This window comes from Clostridium sp. UMB9555A, assembly GCF_030222355.1.
Classification (GTDB): domain Bacteria; phylum Bacillota; class Clostridia; order Clostridiales; family Clostridiaceae; genus Sarcina; species Sarcina perfringens.
Genome location: NZ_JASORQ010000001.1, coordinates 225,705 through 245,348, shown reverse-complemented (window position 1 = coordinate 245,348; position 19,644 = coordinate 225,705). Strand labels below are relative to the sequence as shown.

The window sequence follows — 19,644 nt, the reverse complement described above, 5'->3', positions numbered from 1 at the left end:
AATGCATGTGCAAAAGCACATGCATTTTATATTATCCACAAATTTCTTCGCAAAATATTTTTGGGAACCATAGCTTAATTTCTTTCTCAGCACTTTCTATTGAATCTGACGCATGAACTGAGTTTTCTGTTCCGCTTAAGGCAAACCTTCTTCTTATTGTTCCAAACTCAGCCTTTTCTGGGTTTGTTGCTCCATTTAGAGATCTTATTTTATTTATGGCATCTTCTCCTTCAAGAATTAAAGCTACAAGAGGACTTCTTGTTATATATTTTATTAGAGAATTAAAAAATTGCTTATCTCTATGTTCTTCATAATGTTTTTCAGCAAATTCCTTAGTTATTTGCTTCATTTCTATAGCCTTTATCTTTAATCCTGCTCCCTCATAAACCTCTAATATTTTACCTATTAAATTTCTTTCAACGGCATCAGGTTTTATTAAAACAAGACTTTTTTCTAACCTCATTGAAATTCCTCCTCAATATTATTTCCCTCTAAGATATATTATACATATAATTTCCTATTTATGTAAACAATCACAAGGAAATTACTAAATATTTAGTTATTAAATTATTATTTTCACCTTAGTTAGAGAAATAAGTGCTTTTATATAGTATTGTAATTATAATAAATATAGGAGGTGTTTACTGTGATTAGAAAAGAATTCCTAGTAAATGGTAGAGTCCAAGGAGTAGGTTTCAGATTCTTTTGTAAGTATCAAGCTAGCTTATTATCTTTAACTGGTTATGCTGAAAATTTAGATGATGGTCAAGTGCTTATAGAGGTGCAAGGTGATGAATCCTCAATAAAAACATTTAAAACTAAAATTTTAAATGGTAATGGCTTTTCAAAAGTTATTTCTATAGACGAGAAGGATTTAACTATTGATACACGTGAAAAAAGATTTTCTACATACTAATTATAAGTAAAGGAAATGGGGCTATTATTAAATTTAAAACTTATAAATATATAATAAATGTTATTCACTAATTATTATAATATAGTTCATAAATTTTGTTCTTAAATTTTTAAAAGCCCCTACTCCTTCCTATAGCTTTTTATAAGTCACAGCTATCTTGTTCATATCCATATCTTGAGCTTCCATTGCTATTAAACTCTTCATTTTCCTTGTATGAAATAAATGTGCCGTCATCAGGTTCATGATCTTTATGTTTTTTATTATTATGATTCTTATTATTTTTATTATCTTTCATATTTATCACCCACCTTTAAATTTATTATTTCAAGGCAGGCTTATTTATATACTCTATTTTTAAGTTGATTATGTATATTATAGTTTCATAAACTTTTTTACTTAGATTATAAGTTCTCCCACATATCTTGTATGCTACTATAATCTTCTAATACTTCATCAATTAAATATAAAGCATCTTCATTGTTCCAAGATTCATATTTTTTTCTTTTAACTACTCTAATTATATTTTCTTCTTTTCCTTCTTTAATTAAAATAGATTCTTCACAGGACTCTTTATACTTTTCTAAATCCTTTTTAATTGTATTATCAACTTCAATAGTCTTAATTCTATTGTTGTCTTCATCTCTAAAATCTATAAGTATTTTGTCTAAGTTAATTAACCCATTTAAAAAGTCAAAGTGCCAATTGAATCCATAGTTTAACCATAGATCATAGGTGTTCTCCTCATTTTCATCAAATCTAATCATAATTAAAAGTAAGTCTAATTTTTTATTGCTTATAATACTGCTTTTTAAGGCAACTAAGACATTATCACCTATATCATTTAAAGCTTCTAAATAATCTTTAACAAAGATTATAGGTACTACTTTATCATTCACTTCTACTATTAGTGGAATTAATGTTCCAACTTCACTTTCTTTCAAAATATCATCTACAGTTAAAGCTGCCATATTATCACATCCTAAATATTAATTACTTCAAATACCTTATATTATATAAGATATGTATTGTAAATACCACAATTAAAGCTTTACATCTCTTTCTTTATTATTATTGTTATTATGCCCTATAGATGTTATAATAAAAAAAGTTTAATGAGACTTTGAAATTAGGAGAGATGAAAATTGATTAAATTTAAGAAAAAGCTTTTAAGTTCAATATTGATTGCTTTATCAGTATCACTTTTTACGCCAACAAAAGCTACTGTTCAGGCTGCTGAAATTTCCCAACCTAATATAGTTGGAAAGTATGCTGTCACTTTAGATTATGATACTGGTGAAATTATTTATGCAAAGGGAATTGATGAAAAAGCATATCCTGCTAGTACAACAAAGGTAATGACAAGTCTTTTATTTGCTGAACATGCTTCAAAGAATGATTCTTTTCCATATACAGCAGATGCAAAAGCTCAACAGCCTTATACATTAAATAATAGCTTTGGTCCAATACCTGTTGGCGAAGGAATGAATGCTAATGATTTAATGAAAGCTTTACTTATGTTTTCAGCTAATGACGCTGCCTCTGTAATTGCAGATGGAGTGGCTGGAAGTGCTGAAAAATTTAGTGTAATGATGAATGACGAAGTAAAAAAATTAGGATTAAAGAATACTCACTTCGTTACTCCAAACGGCTTACATAATGAGGATCACTATTCAACAGCTTACGATTTAGCTGTTATTTTACAAAATGCTTATAAAAATCCTTGGGTAAGCGAAACTATGGCACTTAAGGATAGCGACATAACTGTAAACGGAAAAAAAGTACTTTTAGAAAATAGAAATAAAGAACTTGGTATCGACGGAAATATTGGTGGAAAGACTGGATTTACAACTCCTGCTGGAAGATGTTTAGTATCAGTATACGAAAGAAATGGTAGAAAAATAATAGGTGCTGTTTTAAATTCTCAATATGATGCTAAGGATGAAATTGTATTTAATGATATGAATAAAATTATTGATTACAGTTACTCTGTAGATAAAGTTCCATACATAAAGGCTGGTACAACAATAGATACTATTCCAGTTGAATATAAACTTTTTAGATGGTTTGGACCAACAAAGAAAATCGACGTTCCTTTTGTTGCAACTGAAAACATAGATTATTATAAAAATTATGTAAATGAAAAAGAAACATCAAAATCAATAAACTTAAATGATATGAACGCTTGGCAATTAGCTTCTAATCCTGAATCAGCTGCTGTTACTGTTACTCAAAGAGCTTATGTTAAGGATTATCCAGTAAAAGCTGATATAGGTACATTTACTCTTATAAAAGCTAATTTCTTAAGTTATTTAGGGATAATTGTTCTAGCAATAGTTGTAATTGTATTAATATTACTTATTATAAGAGCAATAAATTTAAGAAAACGTAGAAGACGTAGAAGAAATATATTTTAATATAAAAAAAGATTTAGTCTTAGACTAAATCTTTTTTTATTATAAACTTCTAAAATTATGAATTTAATTTTTCAACAAGCTCTAAAATCTCTAAAGGTTTATCTACATAAAAATCTGGTTTACTCTCTCCTAATTTTTCAATAGGCAATGCTGTGTATTTAACTCCACAGGTCTTAGCCCCAGCATTTTTACCTGCTAAAATATCGTAAGGTGAATCACCTACCATAAGAGCTTCACCAGGAGAAACTCCTAAATTTTCACATGCCTTTAAAACCGGCTCCCCTTCTGGCTTATGCCTTATAGTAACTTCTGGAGTTATAAAAGTATCGAAATATTTAAATATACCCATTAACTTAGCTCCACGTTCTGCCATATCACTTTTCTTTGAAGTTACAACACCAATTTTAATTCCTTTATTCTTTAATGTTTGTAGCATTAAATCAACGTCAGCAAATTCTTTACATTCATCATCATGTAATTCTAAGTTTATTTTTCTATAACAATTAATCATCTCTTCTATTCTATTTTCATCATAGGATTTAAAAATTTCCTGCAAGGGTCTACCATAGTTAATGGTAATTTCTTCTTCAGTTGGTTCTAAATCTAATATAGTTTTAAATGTATGTTTAAATGATTTTAATATTAAATCATTAGTATTTATCAATGTTCCATCTAAGTCAAATAACACTGCTTTTATCATAAATTTCTCCTTTGTCATTTTAAAAATGAGCTTAAAAATATATATTTTTTTAATAATTATATCATAAACTTTAAAAAATTTTAAAAAACCCCTTCACAAATTAAGATTTTTAGTATATATTAATTATTAAATAAATAACTTGTACAAAGCATTGATAGGAAAAAGTAATCTTTGGAAAGAGTTTTAGCGATTGAGGGATGGTGAAAGCCTCATACTATACCTTTGATGAAGAACATCCTTGAGCTTCTAACCGAACTTCAAAATTTATTTTGGACAGTAGACTTAGACGGGTTTCTTTCCGTTAAAAGAAGGACAGTGTTAAGATGCACTGTTATTAAGTGAGTGCTTTTGTGCTAACATAGGTGGTACCGCGGAGATGATTATATAGCCTTCGTCCTATTAATAATATAGGATGATGGCTTTTTTTATTATCTTTTAAACTATATTTTAAATTTTATTATTTTAACTATACGTATAAAACAAAACATTTAAAGAAATTTTAATAACCTGTTTGGGGCCAAACAAAATTTATAAAAAAATAGATGTAGCAAAAAATATAACTACATTTAAAATTAAGGAGTTGTTTAAAATGGAAAAATTATTTATACCAAAGGGCTATAAACCTTTATTATCACTTAGAGAGACAGAAGTTGCTATTAAAGAACTTAAAGACTTTTTTGAAGCTTCTTTAGCTAAAAACTTAAACTTAACAAGAGTTTCTGCTCCACTTTTCGTAAATAAATGTTCAGGATTAAATGATGATTTAAATGGAATTGAAAGACCTGTAAGTTTTGATATGAAAGCTATGCCAGAGTTTAACATTCAAATAGTTCATTCTCTAGCTAAGTGGAAAAGACTAGCTCTTCATAGATATGAGTTTGAACATGGTGAAGGTCTTTATACTGATATGAACGCTATAAGAAGAGATGAAGATTTAGATAACATTCACTCTATTTATGTTGACCAATGGGATTGGGAAAAAATAATAGATAAAGAAGAAAGAAATTTAGAAACTTTAAAAGAAACTGTAAGATCAATATATGGTACTTTTAAAGCAACAGAAGATTTTATAGTAGAAAAATATCCTCACATAGAAAGAATTCTTCCTGAAGATATAACATTTATAACATCACAAGAATTAGAAGATCGTTATCCAGATCTTACTTCTAAGGAGAGAGAAACTGCTATATGTAAAGAATTTGGCGCTGTATTCATAATAGGAATTGGTGGAAAATTAGCTTCTGGTGAAAAACATGATGATAGAAGTCCAGACTATGATGATTGGACATTAAATGGAGATTTATTATTCTACTATCCTCTATTTGATGAGGCTGTAGAACTTTCATCAATGGGAATAAGAGTTGATGAGGAAAGCCTTTTAAAACAATTAAAAATAGCAGAATGTGAAGAAAGAAAAGAACTACCATTCCATCAAATGCTTCTTGAAGGAAAATTACCATATACTATAGGTGGTGGAATTGGTCAATCTAGAATATGTATGTTCTTCCTTAGAAAAGCTCACATTGGAGAAGTTCAAGCATCTATGTGGGACGAAGATATGATAAGAACTTGTGAAGAAAACAACATACATTTATTATAAAAGTTATATTAAAATTTTGATTTTTATTTAATTTAAATTTAACTTTAAAAAATTCAATATTATCCCTCTTATAAATATAGTATAATTTCTTTAATAAACTAATATTTATAAGGGGGATAATTATTATGAAAAGGTCTATTTTAAATACATTATTGAATGTCCTTGCAATAATTTTTATAGTTTTCTTAATGATTAAGGTAAGTGTGCCTATGGGGAGCATACTACTTCTATCATTTATAATATTTAAATTAACTATAAATAAGCATTTAATTTATATGTTTAAGGGTGCTAAAAAACTTAGGGCTAATAATTTAGAAGAAGCTTTATCTCTTTATAGAAAGGCTGCTCTATGTAATAGTTCTAATGTAAAAGCTATAAAAACTTATGTTTTCTTAGAACTTAAAATAGGATCTTATACTGAAGCTTTAGAAACTTTAAAAAGCATAGTATCTAAAAGAAAATTTTTACCTGAAGATGCAAATCAACTTGATTTACTTCAAGCAATACTTTATTGGAAATTAAATGATATAAAAACTTCTCTTCAAATCTTAGATGATTTAAAAGCTAATAATTTTAACTCTCTAGATTTTTATGAAGTTTATGGATATGTTTTGATTCAAGATGAAGATTTTGAAAAAGCAATTTCAATAAGTAATGAAGGATTAAAAGTTGATGAATTAAGCCAAATAATAAGAGCTAATTTAGGAGAGATTTTCTATAAAATTGGTGATATAAAAAAAGCTTGCTTTTATTTTGATGAATTAATAGATGAATGTGTAAATTTTTCAGAACCATACTATTTTATGGGAATTATATCAAAAGAAAAAGAAGATTTTTATAAAGCCAAAGAATTTTTAAATAAAGCACTTAAGTATGATGAGTCTATTCTAAGCAACCTATCAAAAAATGATATAGAAAACGCTTTAATAAGTATAAATCATTAATTATTATGATATTTGATTATAGCTTTAATTTTAAATTCATTCTATAATGTATAAGGAACTTAAAAAATAGTTCCTTATATTTTTTTAATAAAAAAAGGAAGTGATTATCTAGTGAAGCTTTTAAGAGAAATGCTTATTGTAGTGTTTATATACTTCTTAGGCGAATTTATTTCTAAAAGTTTTATACATAGTGTACCTGGAAATATTATTGGAATGTTAATATTATTAGTTTTACTATGTACTAAAGTTGTTAAAGTAGAATCTATTGACTGTGTTGCTCAATTCTTCTTAGATCATTTAGCCTTCTTCTTCGTTCCTGCAGGGGTTGGACTTATGACATCTGTTGGATTATTAGAAGGAAATGTTCTTAAATTATTATTTATTTGTATAGCCTCAACTTTTGTTGTAATAGGAGTTACAGGTTTAGTTGTTCAAGCTTTAATAAGAAGAAAAGAAAAAAAACTACTAGGAGATGAAGTTAATGAATAACATTGTTAATAACCCTTTATTCGGAATTTTATTAACTCTTTTTGCATTTGAAATTGGTATGACCATATACAAGAAGACTAAAATTCCACTACTAAACCCTTTATTAATAGCAATTGCTCTTGTAATTGCAGTTTTAGTTTCATGCCATATAAGTTTTGAAACTTATAATATTGGTGGTAGTTTTATAAATGCATTTTTAGGACCTGCAACTGTAATTTTAGCAGTACCTTTATATAAACAGTTACAACTTTTAAAAAATCATTTTATACCAATAATGACAGGAATAATAGTTGGAAGTTTTGCTTCTATGTGCTGTGTTATAATAATGGGATATTTCTTAGGAGTAAATCATGAACTTATTGCTTCTTTAGTTCCTAAATCAGTTACTACACCAATCGGAGTTGAAGTATCTAGTGGACTTGGTGGAATACCTTCAATCACAGTTATAGCAGTAATAATAACTGGTATCACAGGTGCAATCATAGCTCCTATGGTATGTAAATTACTTAAAATTGATCATGAAGTTGCTATGGGAGTTTCTATGGGAACAGCTGCCCATGCCGTTGGAACTACTAAAGCTTTAGAAATCGGTGAAACTCATGGTGCTATGAGTTCATTGTCTATAGGTGTTGCTGGATTAATAACAGTTTTCCTTGCTCCACCAATATATATGCTATCTGCATTAATATTAAAATTTGTCTAAACAGTGATAAAATTTCACTGTTTTTTTCTTTTTATGACTATATTTCTTAATTATAGAAATACTAAAAATATAAATCTATAATTAAGGAGCATTAAAATGAAAATATATAAAAAAATTCTAGGCTTTTTTGCCTTAGCAGTTCTATTAAATCCAAATACTCTAACCTTAGATGCAAGCACTTTTTCTAAAGAAGACCAAATTCAAAACAAAGAAATTTTATATGATATTACAGCCTTCACCACAGAAAAAAACACTCTTAACTTAATAATAAATCAATTGTTTAAAGAAGATAATATCCTATTTATAGATGCTTATTTTTTAAATACAACTGAAAATACTACTTTTGAAAACTTAGAAAATTTTAATATCTCAGTTTGTGATACCAATAATAAAGAGGTACTAAATAAAACCTTTAAAAGTGTTGTTATCCCTAAGGGACTTCCTCCACAACATGGAAGAAGAATTTTATTTCCCATAGAAAATGAGTTTTTTAACCTACAAGAAAAAGATTTATCAAAATTATCTTACAAATTCACCTTTGATTATAATTAAAATTTTAAACCTTTCTCTTAACCAAACAAAAAGAGTTATATCAAAAGTTAATAATAGTATGTATGAAAATAATTTTTTACAAAACTTACAAACAGTATAAAGAGAATACCTTAGGAAAATCTAGTAATTCTCTGAATGTGTTTGTAAGTTTTATTATTATATGTTGCTACATAACATTTTTATTTCTTTTAATACAACTCATATATATTTTATTAAATAAATTCCATTTTCCATGTGAAATAGCCTTTTTCTTCATCTTTTTCATATATGAAGTATGCTGCAAAGGTATTTCCCTTTTTACTTTTTAAATTTCTAAATCCAACTTTTCCATTAGCCAATAGAAGTTTTACCATCTGAGGTGTTACTTGTTTCCCAAAGGAAGCTATATACTTGTCATTTTTCCATATGGTATATTTACATCCATTTTTCCAGTTAACACATCCAAATCCTCTTTCTCCCTCTATAACAGGATTTCCACAGTTAGGACATTTTCCTAAAACCTCTACCCCTTCTGGAGCCTCTACTTTAAAGTGTTTTGCCATGGAATCATCATTTTTTATAGCCTTAACTCCCTCTATAGTGAAGTTTTTTATAAGATTTAAGAAATCTTCCTTTTTAACCTTCCCTCTTTCTATATCTGAAAGAGTTTTTTCTAGTCTTCCTGTGTATTCTAAGTCTAAAAGCTCCTTAACAGGGAATATTTCAACTATGGTTCTACCAAGTTCTGTACAAGTTAAACTTTTTCCCTTTGTAGTAATATATCCTACATCCTTAAGTTTTTTAATTGTTTCAGCTCTAGTAGCAGGTGTTCCTATACTAAATCCACTTAGTATTGAAGCCATCATTTCTTCACTATCTTCCTCTGCATCCTCTTTAAAACTCTTGCCACAAGTCTCCATAACCCTAAGTAAAGTCTTCTCAGTATGCTTTTTAGGTGGTTTTTTAGTAACCTTATTTATCTTACTATCTACTAAGTCAACTATTTCTTTTTCATTTACCATTGGAAGAATTGTATCTTTACTGTCTATTTTTTCAACAACTCTCCATCCTTCTACAAGCTGAACTTTTCCCTTTGAAATAAATACTCCCTTAACATCTTTATCATTTACCTTAGAAGTTATTTTTGTTTCCTCAAATTCAGCTATAGGCATAAATTGCATAATAAATCTATTTTTAACTGCTGTATAAACTATTCTCTCATCTTGGGTTAAATTATTAGGTTTCATGTAAGTTGGAACTATGGCACTATGGCTCTCAACCTTTGAATTATCAAAAACTCTTTTATTTTGAACAAATTTTACTTGCTCCTCATAAGGTAATCCTACCTTAAGCTTTTCTAAAACATTTCTAGTTCTATCAACTAAGCTCTCCTCTAAAGCCATACTTCCTGTTCTAGGATAAGTTATAAACTTCTTTTCATATAAAGATTGAGCTACTTTTAAAACCTTATCTGAAGTCCATCCTTTGTATTTACTTGTTATGTATCCTTGAAGATTAGAAAGATTAAATAAAAATGGTGGATATTCTTTTTTTCTTTCTGTTTGCTTTTCAATTATTTCAGCATTTTTATCCTTTATCTTTTCTTTAATTTCATCTAAAACCTTCTTATCTTCAAACTTCTCTGAATTATTCTCATAATAAGTTCCTTCAAACTCCTCATTTTTTGAAGTCTTAAAAGTACCATTAAGTTTATAATATGCACTTGATTTAAAGTTTTCTATTTCTTTATCTCTGTCATAAATTATTTTTAAAGTAGGTAGGAGTACTCTACCTATATTTAAAATCTGTCCATCATTTAGCTTATATTTTATTGTAGTAACAGAAGTTAAGTTTATACCAATTATCCAGTCTGCCCACTGTCTTCCTATGCCAGCATCTTGAAGAGATTGCATTTCTTCATTAGGTTTTAACTTTTCCATTCCTTTTTTAACTTCATCTGGTGTCCATTCATTTAATAAAAGTCTATATACTGGTTTCTTTTCACTAAAATATAGGAAAATTTCATCTGCAATTACTTGTCCCTCTCTATCAAAGTCAGTAGCAGAAATTATTCCATCTACATCTTCCCTATCTATAAGACCTTTTATTATCTTTATTTGCTTTTCCGCACCCTTATCAACGATGTTTCTATTTAAAGAATCTTGTTTTATTTTATATTTAAATACTTCTGGGATAAAAGGGAATTTTTCCATTCTCCATCCCTTCATGTTCTCATCATAATCCTTTGCATCAAATAACTGCAATAAGTGTCCGAAAGCCCATGTTATAAGATATTCTTCGCCTTCAAAGTATCCATCTTTTCTCTTTTTTATATTAAAAGCATCTGCAATATTTCTAGCAACAGATGGTTTTTCTGCAATTATTACCTTTTTCAAAGTATCACTCCTAATTATAATCCTTTTGTTATATTATCTCCTCTTCTATATCTTTGACAGATTTAAAAATTTATTTCACTTATTAAAATAATAAGGGCTGTCTCAAAACTTAGTATTTAATTATAAGTTTTACTAAGTTATATTGATACAGCTCCATTAATTTATCTAAAATATATTAAAAATCAAATTCAAACATTATTTATTATAATATAAAATTGCTTTTATTCCTAGTCTTTATAAACTACCTCTCCATTTATAATTGTATAAATAGTTTTTGTAGCTATTTCAAAAGGACTTCCATTTAAAATTACTAAATCTCCATCCTTTCCTTCCTTTAAGCTTCCAACTCTTTTATCAATACCTATTATTTCAGCTGGATTTATTGTTATTGCTTCTAAGGCCTCATTAAAAGTAATTCCTTCTTTCATAGCCATAGCTGCACACAGTGCAAGATTGTCTATTGTTACCACTGGATGGTCTGTAGTTATTGCTACTTTAATTCCTTTATCTATTAAAGCCTTTGGAGTCTTAAAGGTCTTCTTTAAAGTCTCTGCCTTTCCATTAAAACTTAAAGTTGGCCCAACTATAGCATCTAAGTTTTCTCTTTTAATATAGTCACTTATTAGGTGTCCTTCTGTACAGTGATCTAAAGTTAATTTAAGATTAAATTCCTTAGCTATTCTTATAGCCGTTAAAATATCATCTGCCCTATGAGCATGAGCTTTCATAGGTATTTCTCTATTAATTAGTGGAAGTAAAGCCTCATATTTTAAATTCTTACTAAAATCCCTATCCTCTATTTCAGCATCAATTTTTCTATTTTTATAATTAACAGCCTCTGTTAAAGTTTCTCTTAATAAAGCTGCAATAGCCATTCTTGTATTAGGCATTTTATTCTTTCCAGAATAAACCCTTTTTGGATTTTCTCCAAAGGCAACCTTTATTGCTACAGGTTCCTTTATTATCATGTCATCAATACATATTCCACTTGTTTTTACAGCGGCAAACTGTCCTCCTATTACATTAGCACTTCCAGGCCCAATTACAGCTGTGGTAACTCCTGCTTCCCTTGCATATTGGAATCCTCCATCAAAGGGATTTATTCCATCTATAGCTCTCATTTGCGGTGTTATAGGCTCACTAGCTTCATTTGTTCCATTTCCAGCCCCATTATTTCCTTCTTCATGTAGTCCTAAATGACAATGTGCTTCAATAAATCCTGGAAATATTAATAGTCCTTTAGCATCAATAACCTCTTCTTCTCCTATGTATTGACTTAAATCTTCCCCAATTCTACTTATCTTTCCATCCTTAATTAGAATATCACCTTTTTCATATATTTTACCTTCTTCGCAGGTAAATATTTTTCCATTTCTAATTAACATTTTTTATCCCCCTTTTATTTATGTGATTTGATAAATATTACCTTTAGCTATTCTTTAAATCATACTTTATTTTAAAGAAAGTTTTTATTAAATATCTCTATATAATTATAGCACTAAATAAAAAATCCCTCTTATTCTATTAAAATAAGAGGGATTTTTAAATTACATTTCATTTAACATCCATACAAAAAAGTTTAATACTCCAGCAAAGGAAACCCATATTATATAAGGAATCATAAGAATTCCTGCTATTTTATCAAACTTAAAAAATTTAATTGTGGTTATAACTATAAATATTAATAATATGATGAGTTCTATAAATGCTAATCCGTATAACTTAAAGTGAAAGAATATTATGCTCCAAGCAAAATTTAATGCAAGTTGTATTATATAAAACCAAAGGGCTGACTTTGTTTTTTCTCCTTGCTTATGCCTTAAAAATATTCTATAGGCTGCTATTGCCATAAGTATATATAAAATAGTCCATACTATAGGGAAAACTATAGCTGGTGGACTAAACCAAGGTTTATTTAAAGTGCCATATACTTGTACACTCTCCTGAGTAAACTTTCCAATAACATATCCTCCACCTAAAGTTATTAACAAACTTATTATTAAATCACCTAAATTAAATTTTCCATTAACCTTGAATATATTCACATAAATCACCTCTCAGGTAATTATATGTATTCCTTTTAATATATATTATATGTATATATCAGAAAATTCAATTTCGGCTTTTTCCTTTAAATTATAGTAATTGTTGTTAACGATATGTTCTGTTCTTTCAGTTTCCTTAAATAAATCTACATCATAAAAATATAGTTTAAATTTATTACCATATCCCTCATATATCTCAACTTTTAAATCTCCCCCTTGCATTTTCATAAGAGATTTACTTATATAAAGCCCTAACCCACTTCCTTCTTGTGTTCTATTTAAAGCCTTATTACTTTTAGTGAATTTATCAAAGATGTATTTTTGTTCATCATAACTTATAGCAATTCCATCATTTTCTATCATTATTACAAGATCTTTTCCTTCAAAATATATCTTCATATATATATTTCCATTTCTTCTTCCATATTTAACCGAGTTTGATAATAGATTTAATATTATTCTTTCTAAAAACTCACTATCAATAGCTATAAATATCTCTTCAAAATCTGGATCAAAAATAAAATTTATTTTCTTCTTATTTATATATTCTGCAGATGCATCCAATATATTTTCAACAACCTCAACTATATTAAGAACCATAATATTTGTTTCTATCTGTCCCTCTGATATTTTATTAGCATCAATGAAATTATTTATTGTCCTTATAAGTCTTAAACAATTTTGTTTAATTACTAAGTTATTTCTTTCTATAGAATTAAGATTTTTATTTTCTATATTTAAATTATTTAATTGAAGAGCTGAACTTATTACATTTATAGGAGTCCTTAACTCATGACATATATTAGTGAAAAACTCTCCTTTTATATGTTCTTCCTCTAATTTATCTTTTAAATACTTATTTAATCTTAAAGCATTATTTTTTTTAGTAATATCATTTATAACTATAATTTTATAATTATCTTCAAAAGGTAGTGTATAGACTTCTCCATTAGAATATCCACCATTAAGGTTCTTAAAAATTATTTCTTGATAAGAATCTACACTTCCTTTCTCTTTTAAATAAACTTGCTTTTCTAATATTTTTTCATATAAGATTTCCATATTTTCAAATAATATAGATTCTTTATTACTAATTCCTAAAAATTCTAAGGCTTCATTATTTAAATAAAATAGTTTTTCATCCTTAAAAATAAATGTATAATCTCCAATTATAGATATCATCTTATTAAATAATAACTCTTCCCTATCTAAAAGAAATTCCAATTCTTTTAATTCATATATTTTTTTTTGTAAATACCTTTTATTTCTCTTATATGATTCTCTTTTTAAAAGCATTACTCTATTTATATTATTAAAGCTCTTATTTAATGAAAATCTTATTATTCCTTCTACTAAAACATAATAAGCTGAGAATTCTAATGTTTGACTAAAAAACACTCCTAATCTTTTAGTATTATTTATATTATTAAGATTATTTAAAAAAATAATGTTCCCTACTGATAATAATAATATATATAAAATTAAGTAATAAAAAAATTTATCAGATGTATTTGCCTCATCAACAACAATTATTATTAGTAATAATACAAATAAAAGAACAACCAATATAAACATAAAATTATTTATATATATTCCATTAATAAATGCCCTCATTAAATTTGTATTATTTATTATAATCAAATAAATAGCATTAAAACTAATACTTAATACTAGCAAAATACTATTTAATTTTTTGAAACCTAAATTCTTTTTCTTTCCTAAAATTATTATAAGTATAATGAAATATTGAAATAATATACCTATTAATTTATAAGTTACCATTTTATCTAGTACATAAAATTTTAATTGGGCAACTAAAGAAATTATTTCCGGAATAACAAACCAAAAAACTCCTATATTAATAAAATAAACTAAATTTTTCTTATCGCCTATCTTATTACTTATTCCAATTAATAATGCAGTACCTAACATTATTGCTGAAGATAAATCTAGAAATTTATAAAACGTAATATATCTTTTTTCTCCTATAAAAACTACTGCTGATAGTATTATTAGTACATATATTAGTCTTAATATATAATATTGTAATTTAGGATTTTCATATTTTACTTTATATTCCACACCTTTTCTCCCTATTAAATTCCAATCTTATATTTGTTCCTGTGTCCTTAATTGAATTTATTTTTATAGTTCCATTCTGCAATTCAACTAAATTTTTAACAATATATAGACCAATCCCTGTACTCTTATTTTTTACCCCTTTTTTATTTCCTTTACTATATCTTAAGAAAGCCCTTTCTAAAAACTCTTTATCCATACCTTCCCCCGTGTCTGTAAAACTAATCAAAACCTTATTTTTCTTCGCCTTAATCTCTACTCCAATTCCACCTTCCCTTGTATGCTTTATTGAATTTGAAATTAAGTTTAAAATAATTCTCTGAACAAACTCTTGATCACACTTAACATATACTTCTTCCTCATTAGTATCAAATACATAAGTTAAGTTTTTTTCCTTTATATATTCAGCTAACATCCCTATAGAATCTTCAATTAATGTTACTATATTATAAGTTTTAAGATTTGGTTTTAAATAATCATAATTAATTTTAGATGAATCGATTAAATTATTGGCTAATCTCATTAAAGTCATACAATTTTCTTTATTAACTTGGTTATAATAATCAACTTTTTCAATATGTTGATTACTATAAAACTTTTCTTGCACCTGAACTGATGAATATATAACATTTATAGGTGTCTTTAAATCATGAGAGATACTTGATAAAAAATCACTTTTTATTTGTTCCTCTAGGACTCTTTTTCTTAAATCATCTTTTATCTTTTCTGAATATTTTAATTCGGTTACATTTTTCATCGATATGATTAAATAATCATTTGAATTTAATAATATATCCAGTTCAAAAAAAACTTCTATTCCACATTCAACAAATGAAGCTTCACATTTTTTAGTTATCAGGAATTCTTCTTTGTTTTTAATATTTAATATTTTAAATAAATTTTTATTTATTATATCTCTCTTATTTTTTAAATTAAATTCATTCATAAACCTTTTATTTACTGTAAAAATCCTATAATTATTGCTATTTAAAATCACCATGGACATTGGAACATTATCTAAAAAATTTTTAAAATAATTTTCCTTATCTCTTAAGTTCTTTTTAAATTCTTTAAATTCATTATTACTTTCTTCTATTCTTTTATTTAATATTTCTAGTTTTCTATTTTCATCAATTATATCTTGATTTAAAGTTTCATATGGTTTTCTAATAAGCATATCAGAAATCCAAACATATATAAGAAAATATAGCCATATCTTCATTATATAATTTAATAAGATAATTATCTCTAAACCTAATCTATATGTTAAAAAATCTAGTACTATTAAAACTAGATTAGTTAGCACTAATAATTTCAAATGATTTAACGAGTTATTTTTACAAAGCTTAAAATCTCTTAAAACATATAAAATTATTGAAAATAGCAATATTGAAAATATCCAAAAAACATATATATTATCTAAAAAAACACTAATTAATGAAATAACAGTAAAAAAACAAACAGTTATTTTTATATTTAAATCTATTGCCTTAACATATGCTATTACCATAAAACAATATATACTTTCTAAAACAATACAAAGAGAAATAGGTTTTAAAGTTAAATATTCAAGTATTTCTTTTTCTTCAAAATAAGCTATTAAATAAATAAGTGTATTAAACCTTAATAGTGCAACAATCAATAAACAAATACTTATTAATTTAAAAATCTTTTTATTAGAAAATTTAAATATCGTTGTTGCAATAAATGTTATAGCAAATATTAATACAGTCTCAATACCTTTAGATAAGTTAATAGCTATATGTGGACTAAAAAAATATACAGTATATAAAATAATTGTTACCCATATAAAAATACTAATTAACTTTCTAACTTTACTAAGTTTCAAATACATATAATCATTTTCTATACACTCCAATACCCTTCCCCCTTAAATTCAACCATATAAATATACATTATCATAAAAAAACAAATGAAATTATTTATTTTTTGTAAATTATTGTATTTAATTGTAATTAAAAAAAGACCTTAAATATTGGCATTAACCAATATCTAAGGTCTCTAAGAAACTTTTAAACTTATTACTATTTCTTACCTCAATTAAATCATTATCTTTATTTATATATTTCATAAATTCTGGATAAAACTCAACAGCTTTAATTAAATCCTCTGTGGCATCTTCTAAATCATTTCCTAAAATAGCCTTAAAGCAGCTTCTATTATAATATAAAAAATGATTTTCCGGATTAAATCTTAAACCTAATGATAATATTTCTATTCCCTTTTCTATATTATTTTCTTCCTTATATATAACCGCCAAATTTAAGAATGAAAAAGCATAACCAAAATTCTTTTTAATGGCTTTCTCATAAAATTTCTTAGCCTTATCATATACATTTAATCTCTTATATATTACTCCCATATTAAAAAGAGCTAAATAGTGCTCTCCATCTATTTGAAGAGCTTTAGAAAACATTCTATAAGCCTCTTGAAGCATATCCCTTTCTTCATATATGGATCCTAAATTTATATGAGCCCAAAAGTCTTCTTTGCAAACCTCTATTGTCTTTTTATAATACTCTATTGCCCCTTCTTTATCTCCCACATTATCTAATGCATTTGCTAAGAAGAATATAGCTCTATCATAAACAGGATTTATATCTATAGCCTTTTTATATAACTCTATAGCCTTTACATAATCCTCTTTTTCATCATAAATTACTGCTAATCCATAATAAGCTCTAACCTCAAAACTATTTATACTTAAGGCCTCTTCATATTTTTCCTTGGCCTTTTCAGTATCTCCTAACTCATCTAGCATTAAAGCTATACTTATTATTAAATCAATATCTCTTTCTCCTTCTAGAAGCTCCTCTGCTCTTAAATAATAATTTAAGGCCTTTATTAAATTCCCTTCATCATGGGCTTTATCACCACTACGTATATAATTATCTATAATTCTATAGTTATTATCCATATCTTCTCCTATTTTTCTAATCTATTATATCAAAATCATCTTAGATTACATAAAGCAAAAAGGAGGTATCAAAATTTTGACACACTCCTAATTAATACTCTAATTAATTATATATATCTTTTAAATATTTTTCAACATCCACTGAATAGTATCTTCCATAACTTCTACTTTATTTTTTTCATTTAACATTTCATGTCTTCCATTTTCATATAGCTTATACTCAATATTTTTTACTCCTACTTCTTCTAATTTATCTTTTAAGTTGATTACACCTTTACCAAAATTACCTACTGGATCTTTATCTCCTCCGAAAATATAAATAGGCATTTCTTTATTTATTCTACTCATATTTTCAGCTTTATGTATGCTTCTTACCCCTCTTAACAAATCATAATAAAAGGAACTTGAACATATAAAACCATATCTTTCATTTTCTATATACTTGTCCACTTCACTTTCTACACTACAAAGCCAATCAAAATCTGTCCTATTTGGTTTAAAATTCTTATTAAAGCCTCCAAAAATCAACTTATCCATAAGCTTACTTTTATGTTCTCTGCCCTTTAATGACATTTCTACTTGAGCTACAAATTCTCCAAGCGGGGCTAACTTATCTGGCTCACCATTAGTTCCTGATAAAACTAATACATCAACTAAATCATTATATTCTTGAACTAGCCTCTGACTTACAAAAGATCCCATACTATGTCCAAAAAGTATTATTTTATATCCTTTATGTTTTTCTTTAGAAGATTCTATTAAAGTTTTAGCATCATCAATCATCCATTGGAATCCATCATTTTCTGCTTGATATCCTAAAGAATCTAAATCCTTAGCTGTAAAGCCATGCCCTCTATGGTCATGAGCATAAACTAAAAATCCTGCTTCAACAAGTTTTTCTGCAAATTCATTATATCTAATAGCATCCTCTGTCATTCCATGTAATATGTGAATAACTGCCTTAAATTCTTTACCATTACTCCATTTATATCCTTGTAATTCTAACCCTTCATTATCTTTAAATATAAAATTCTCTCTCAAATCTATCAACTCCTTTTAGACTATGTAGTATAAAAATCTTCTTAATACTAAGATACTACTTAATCTAAAATCTTTAAACAGATACTTTAAGTGATTTACTATTTTTTATTAACTTATTAATATTATATTAACAAATTTTTATCCTCTGCATAAATTTCAAACTTTTCTCTCCATATATGAGCTCTTTTTTCATCAATTTCTGCTACATAATTTAAAAATCTATTTAACTCATCTCTTTTAAAAAGCCCCTTAAAAAGATGTCTAGGAAATAAAACCCTCTTTTTATAGTTATTTTTAGGATCTATTATTTTAAGAGTATAATCATCTTGTATATATATATCCTTACACCTTATATCAATTCTTTTAAATCCCAATCTTTCAAATTCTAAAATCATTAAATATAATTCCTTGCAAAGCTCCTCATCTAGATTTCCTCTTCTTAGATACTTATCTAATCTAATCCCATCAACATATTCTCGTATAATATATCCTGGCTTAGCTTCATATATCCTTGGAAAAAATCTAGACTTTCTAACTCGTTTTAATATACTACTTTCATCTTTCCAAACACTCATTCTTCTAAAAATTTTTATTGCTTTATTATTTTTAAGGAGAAATACAACACCATTATGCCCCTCTCCTAATAATTCTGCTTCTTTTAAAGATTTTTCTAAATTACTACTTATATCTTTAAGGCTATAATCAAAATTTTTACTCATTTTACCCCTCTTATTAATAAGTGCTTAATACTATATTATACATTTTTTATAATAAAAAATGACTAATTTCTTAATTAAGAAATTAGTCACCTTGAATAAATATATAAAAATTTAAGTTATATTATTCTT

At 26.5% G+C, this 19,644-nt stretch carries 19 protein-coding genes and 1 other annotated feature; of the genes, 7 read left to right on the top strand and 12 right to left on the bottom strand.

Annotation, left to right across the window (positions count from 1 at the left end):
* Nucleotides 1-31: 31 nt before the first annotated feature.
* Nucleotides 32-463: a nucleoside-diphosphate kinase gene (gene ndk / locus QP548_RS01085; protein WP_061428947.1), complete on the bottom strand. Its 432-nt coding sequence runs from the start codon at nt 461-463 to the stop codon at nt 32-34.
* 183 nt (nt 464-646) lie between these two features.
* Between ndk and QP548_RS01080 the strand changes: the two genes are divergently transcribed.
* Complete coding sequence (locus QP548_RS01080) at nt 647-916, top strand: acylphosphatase (protein ID WP_061428948.1); 270 nt, start codon at nt 647-649, stop codon at nt 914-916.
* Between the two features lie 139 nt (nt 917-1,055).
* Here the strand turns inward: QP548_RS01080 and QP548_RS01075 are convergent, their stop codons facing one another.
* Nucleotides 1,056-1,211: a hypothetical protein gene (locus QP548_RS01075; RefSeq protein WP_164472963.1), complete on the bottom strand. Its 156-nt coding sequence runs from the start codon at nt 1,209-1,211 to the stop codon at nt 1,056-1,058.
* Between the two features lie 106 nt (nt 1,212-1,317).
* On the bottom strand, nt 1,318-1,884 hold the full coding sequence (locus QP548_RS01070; protein ID WP_061428949.1) for a hypothetical protein: 567 nt from the start codon (nt 1,882-1,884) through the stop codon (nt 1,318-1,320).
* A gap of 174 nt (nt 1,885-2,058) precedes the next feature.
* Here QP548_RS01070 and QP548_RS01065 point away from each other — a divergent pair, with 174 nt between their 5' ends.
* The gene (locus QP548_RS01065; RefSeq protein ID WP_061428950.1) at nt 2,059-3,330 is read left to right on the top strand and encodes a D-alanyl-D-alanine carboxypeptidase family protein; all 1,272 of its coding nucleotides are present in this window, start codon (nt 2,059-2,061) and stop codon (nt 3,328-3,330) included.
* A 55-nt stretch (nt 3,331-3,385) separates the two neighbouring features.
* On the opposite strand, the gene ppaX is transcribed toward QP548_RS01065, so the two are convergent.
* A complete protein-coding gene (gene ppaX, locus QP548_RS01060) occupies nt 3,386-4,030 on the bottom strand; it encodes a pyrophosphatase PpaX (protein ID WP_061428951.1) in 645 nt (214 codons plus the stop codon).
* Between the two features lie 142 nt (nt 4,031-4,172).
* Nucleotides 4,173-4,432 (top strand) — a binding site (T-box leader).
* 187 nt (nt 4,433-4,619) lie between these two features.
* Here ppaX and asnA point away from each other — a divergent pair.
* From asnA to QP548_RS01035, 5 genes are all read left to right on the top strand, one after another.
* Nucleotides 4,620-5,630, top strand: a complete 1,011-nt coding sequence (gene asnA / locus QP548_RS01055; RefSeq protein ID WP_061428952.1) for an aspartate--ammonia ligase — start codon at nt 4,620-4,622, stop codon at nt 5,628-5,630.
* A 125-nt stretch (nt 5,631-5,755) separates the two neighbouring features.
* Entirely contained in the window at nt 5,756-6,574 is an 819-nt protein-coding gene (locus QP548_RS01050; protein ID WP_003461934.1) for a tetratricopeptide repeat protein, read from the top strand.
* Nucleotides 6,575-6,685: 111 nt separating this feature from the next.
* A complete protein-coding gene (locus QP548_RS01045) occupies nt 6,686-7,063 on the top strand; it encodes a CidA/LrgA family protein (RefSeq protein WP_003451739.1) in 378 nt (125 codons plus the stop codon).
* A complete protein-coding gene (locus QP548_RS01040; RefSeq protein WP_061428953.1) occupies nt 7,056-7,766 on the top strand; it encodes an LrgB family protein in 711 nt (236 codons plus the stop codon). The genes QP548_RS01045 and QP548_RS01040 overlap by 8 nt, the downstream gene beginning before the upstream one ends.
* A 96-nt stretch (nt 7,767-7,862) precedes the next feature.
* Complete coding sequence (locus QP548_RS01035) at nt 7,863-8,318, top strand: hypothetical protein (RefSeq protein WP_061428954.1); 456 nt, start codon at nt 7,863-7,865, stop codon at nt 8,316-8,318.
* Between the two features lie 212 nt (nt 8,319-8,530).
* Here the strand turns inward: QP548_RS01035 and QP548_RS01030 are convergent, their stop codons facing one another.
* The 8 genes from QP548_RS01030 to QP548_RS00995 all read right to left on the bottom strand — a co-directional run bounded on the left by QP548_RS01030 (nt 8,531) and on the right by QP548_RS00995 (nt 19,515).
* Complete coding sequence (locus tag QP548_RS01030; RefSeq protein ID WP_061428955.1) at nt 8,531-10,693, bottom strand: type IA DNA topoisomerase; 2,163 nt, start codon at nt 10,691-10,693, stop codon at nt 8,531-8,533.
* Between the two features lie 227 nt (nt 10,694-10,920).
* The gene (locus tag QP548_RS01025) at nt 10,921-12,078 is read right to left on the bottom strand and encodes an amidohydrolase (RefSeq protein WP_061428956.1); all 1,158 of its coding nucleotides are present in this window, start codon (nt 12,076-12,078) and stop codon (nt 10,921-10,923) included.
* 162 nt (nt 12,079-12,240) lie between these two features.
* Complete coding sequence (locus QP548_RS01020; protein WP_003481998.1) at nt 12,241-12,738, bottom strand: TspO/MBR family protein; 498 nt, start codon at nt 12,736-12,738, stop codon at nt 12,241-12,243.
* Nucleotides 12,739-12,783: 45 nt separating this feature from the next.
* Nucleotides 12,784-14,820, bottom strand: coding sequence for a sensor histidine kinase (locus QP548_RS01015; protein WP_061428957.1), 2,037 nt, complete (start codon nt 14,818-14,820; stop codon nt 12,784-12,786).
* Entirely contained in the window at nt 14,810-16,696 is a 1,887-nt protein-coding gene (locus tag QP548_RS01010; RefSeq protein ID WP_061428958.1) for a sensor histidine kinase, read from the bottom strand. Before QP548_RS01010 ends, QP548_RS01015 begins: the two co-directional genes overlap by 11 nt.
* Before the next feature lie 123 nt (nt 16,697-16,819).
* Nucleotides 16,820-17,755 carry a tetratricopeptide repeat protein gene (locus QP548_RS01005; protein ID WP_061428959.1) on the bottom strand — a complete coding sequence of 312 codons (936 nt, stop codon included), beginning with the start codon at nt 17,753-17,755 and terminating at the stop codon, nt 16,820-16,822.
* Nucleotides 17,756-17,875: 120 nt separating this feature from the next.
* Complete coding sequence (locus tag QP548_RS01000; RefSeq protein WP_061428960.1) at nt 17,876-18,796, bottom strand: alpha/beta fold hydrolase; 921 nt, start codon at nt 18,794-18,796, stop codon at nt 17,876-17,878.
* Nucleotides 18,797-18,918: 122 nt separating this feature from the next.
* A complete protein-coding gene (locus tag QP548_RS00995) occupies nt 18,919-19,515 on the bottom strand; it encodes a hypothetical protein (RefSeq protein WP_061428961.1) in 597 nt (198 codons plus the stop codon).
* Between the last annotated feature and the right edge of the window lie 129 nt (nt 19,516-19,644).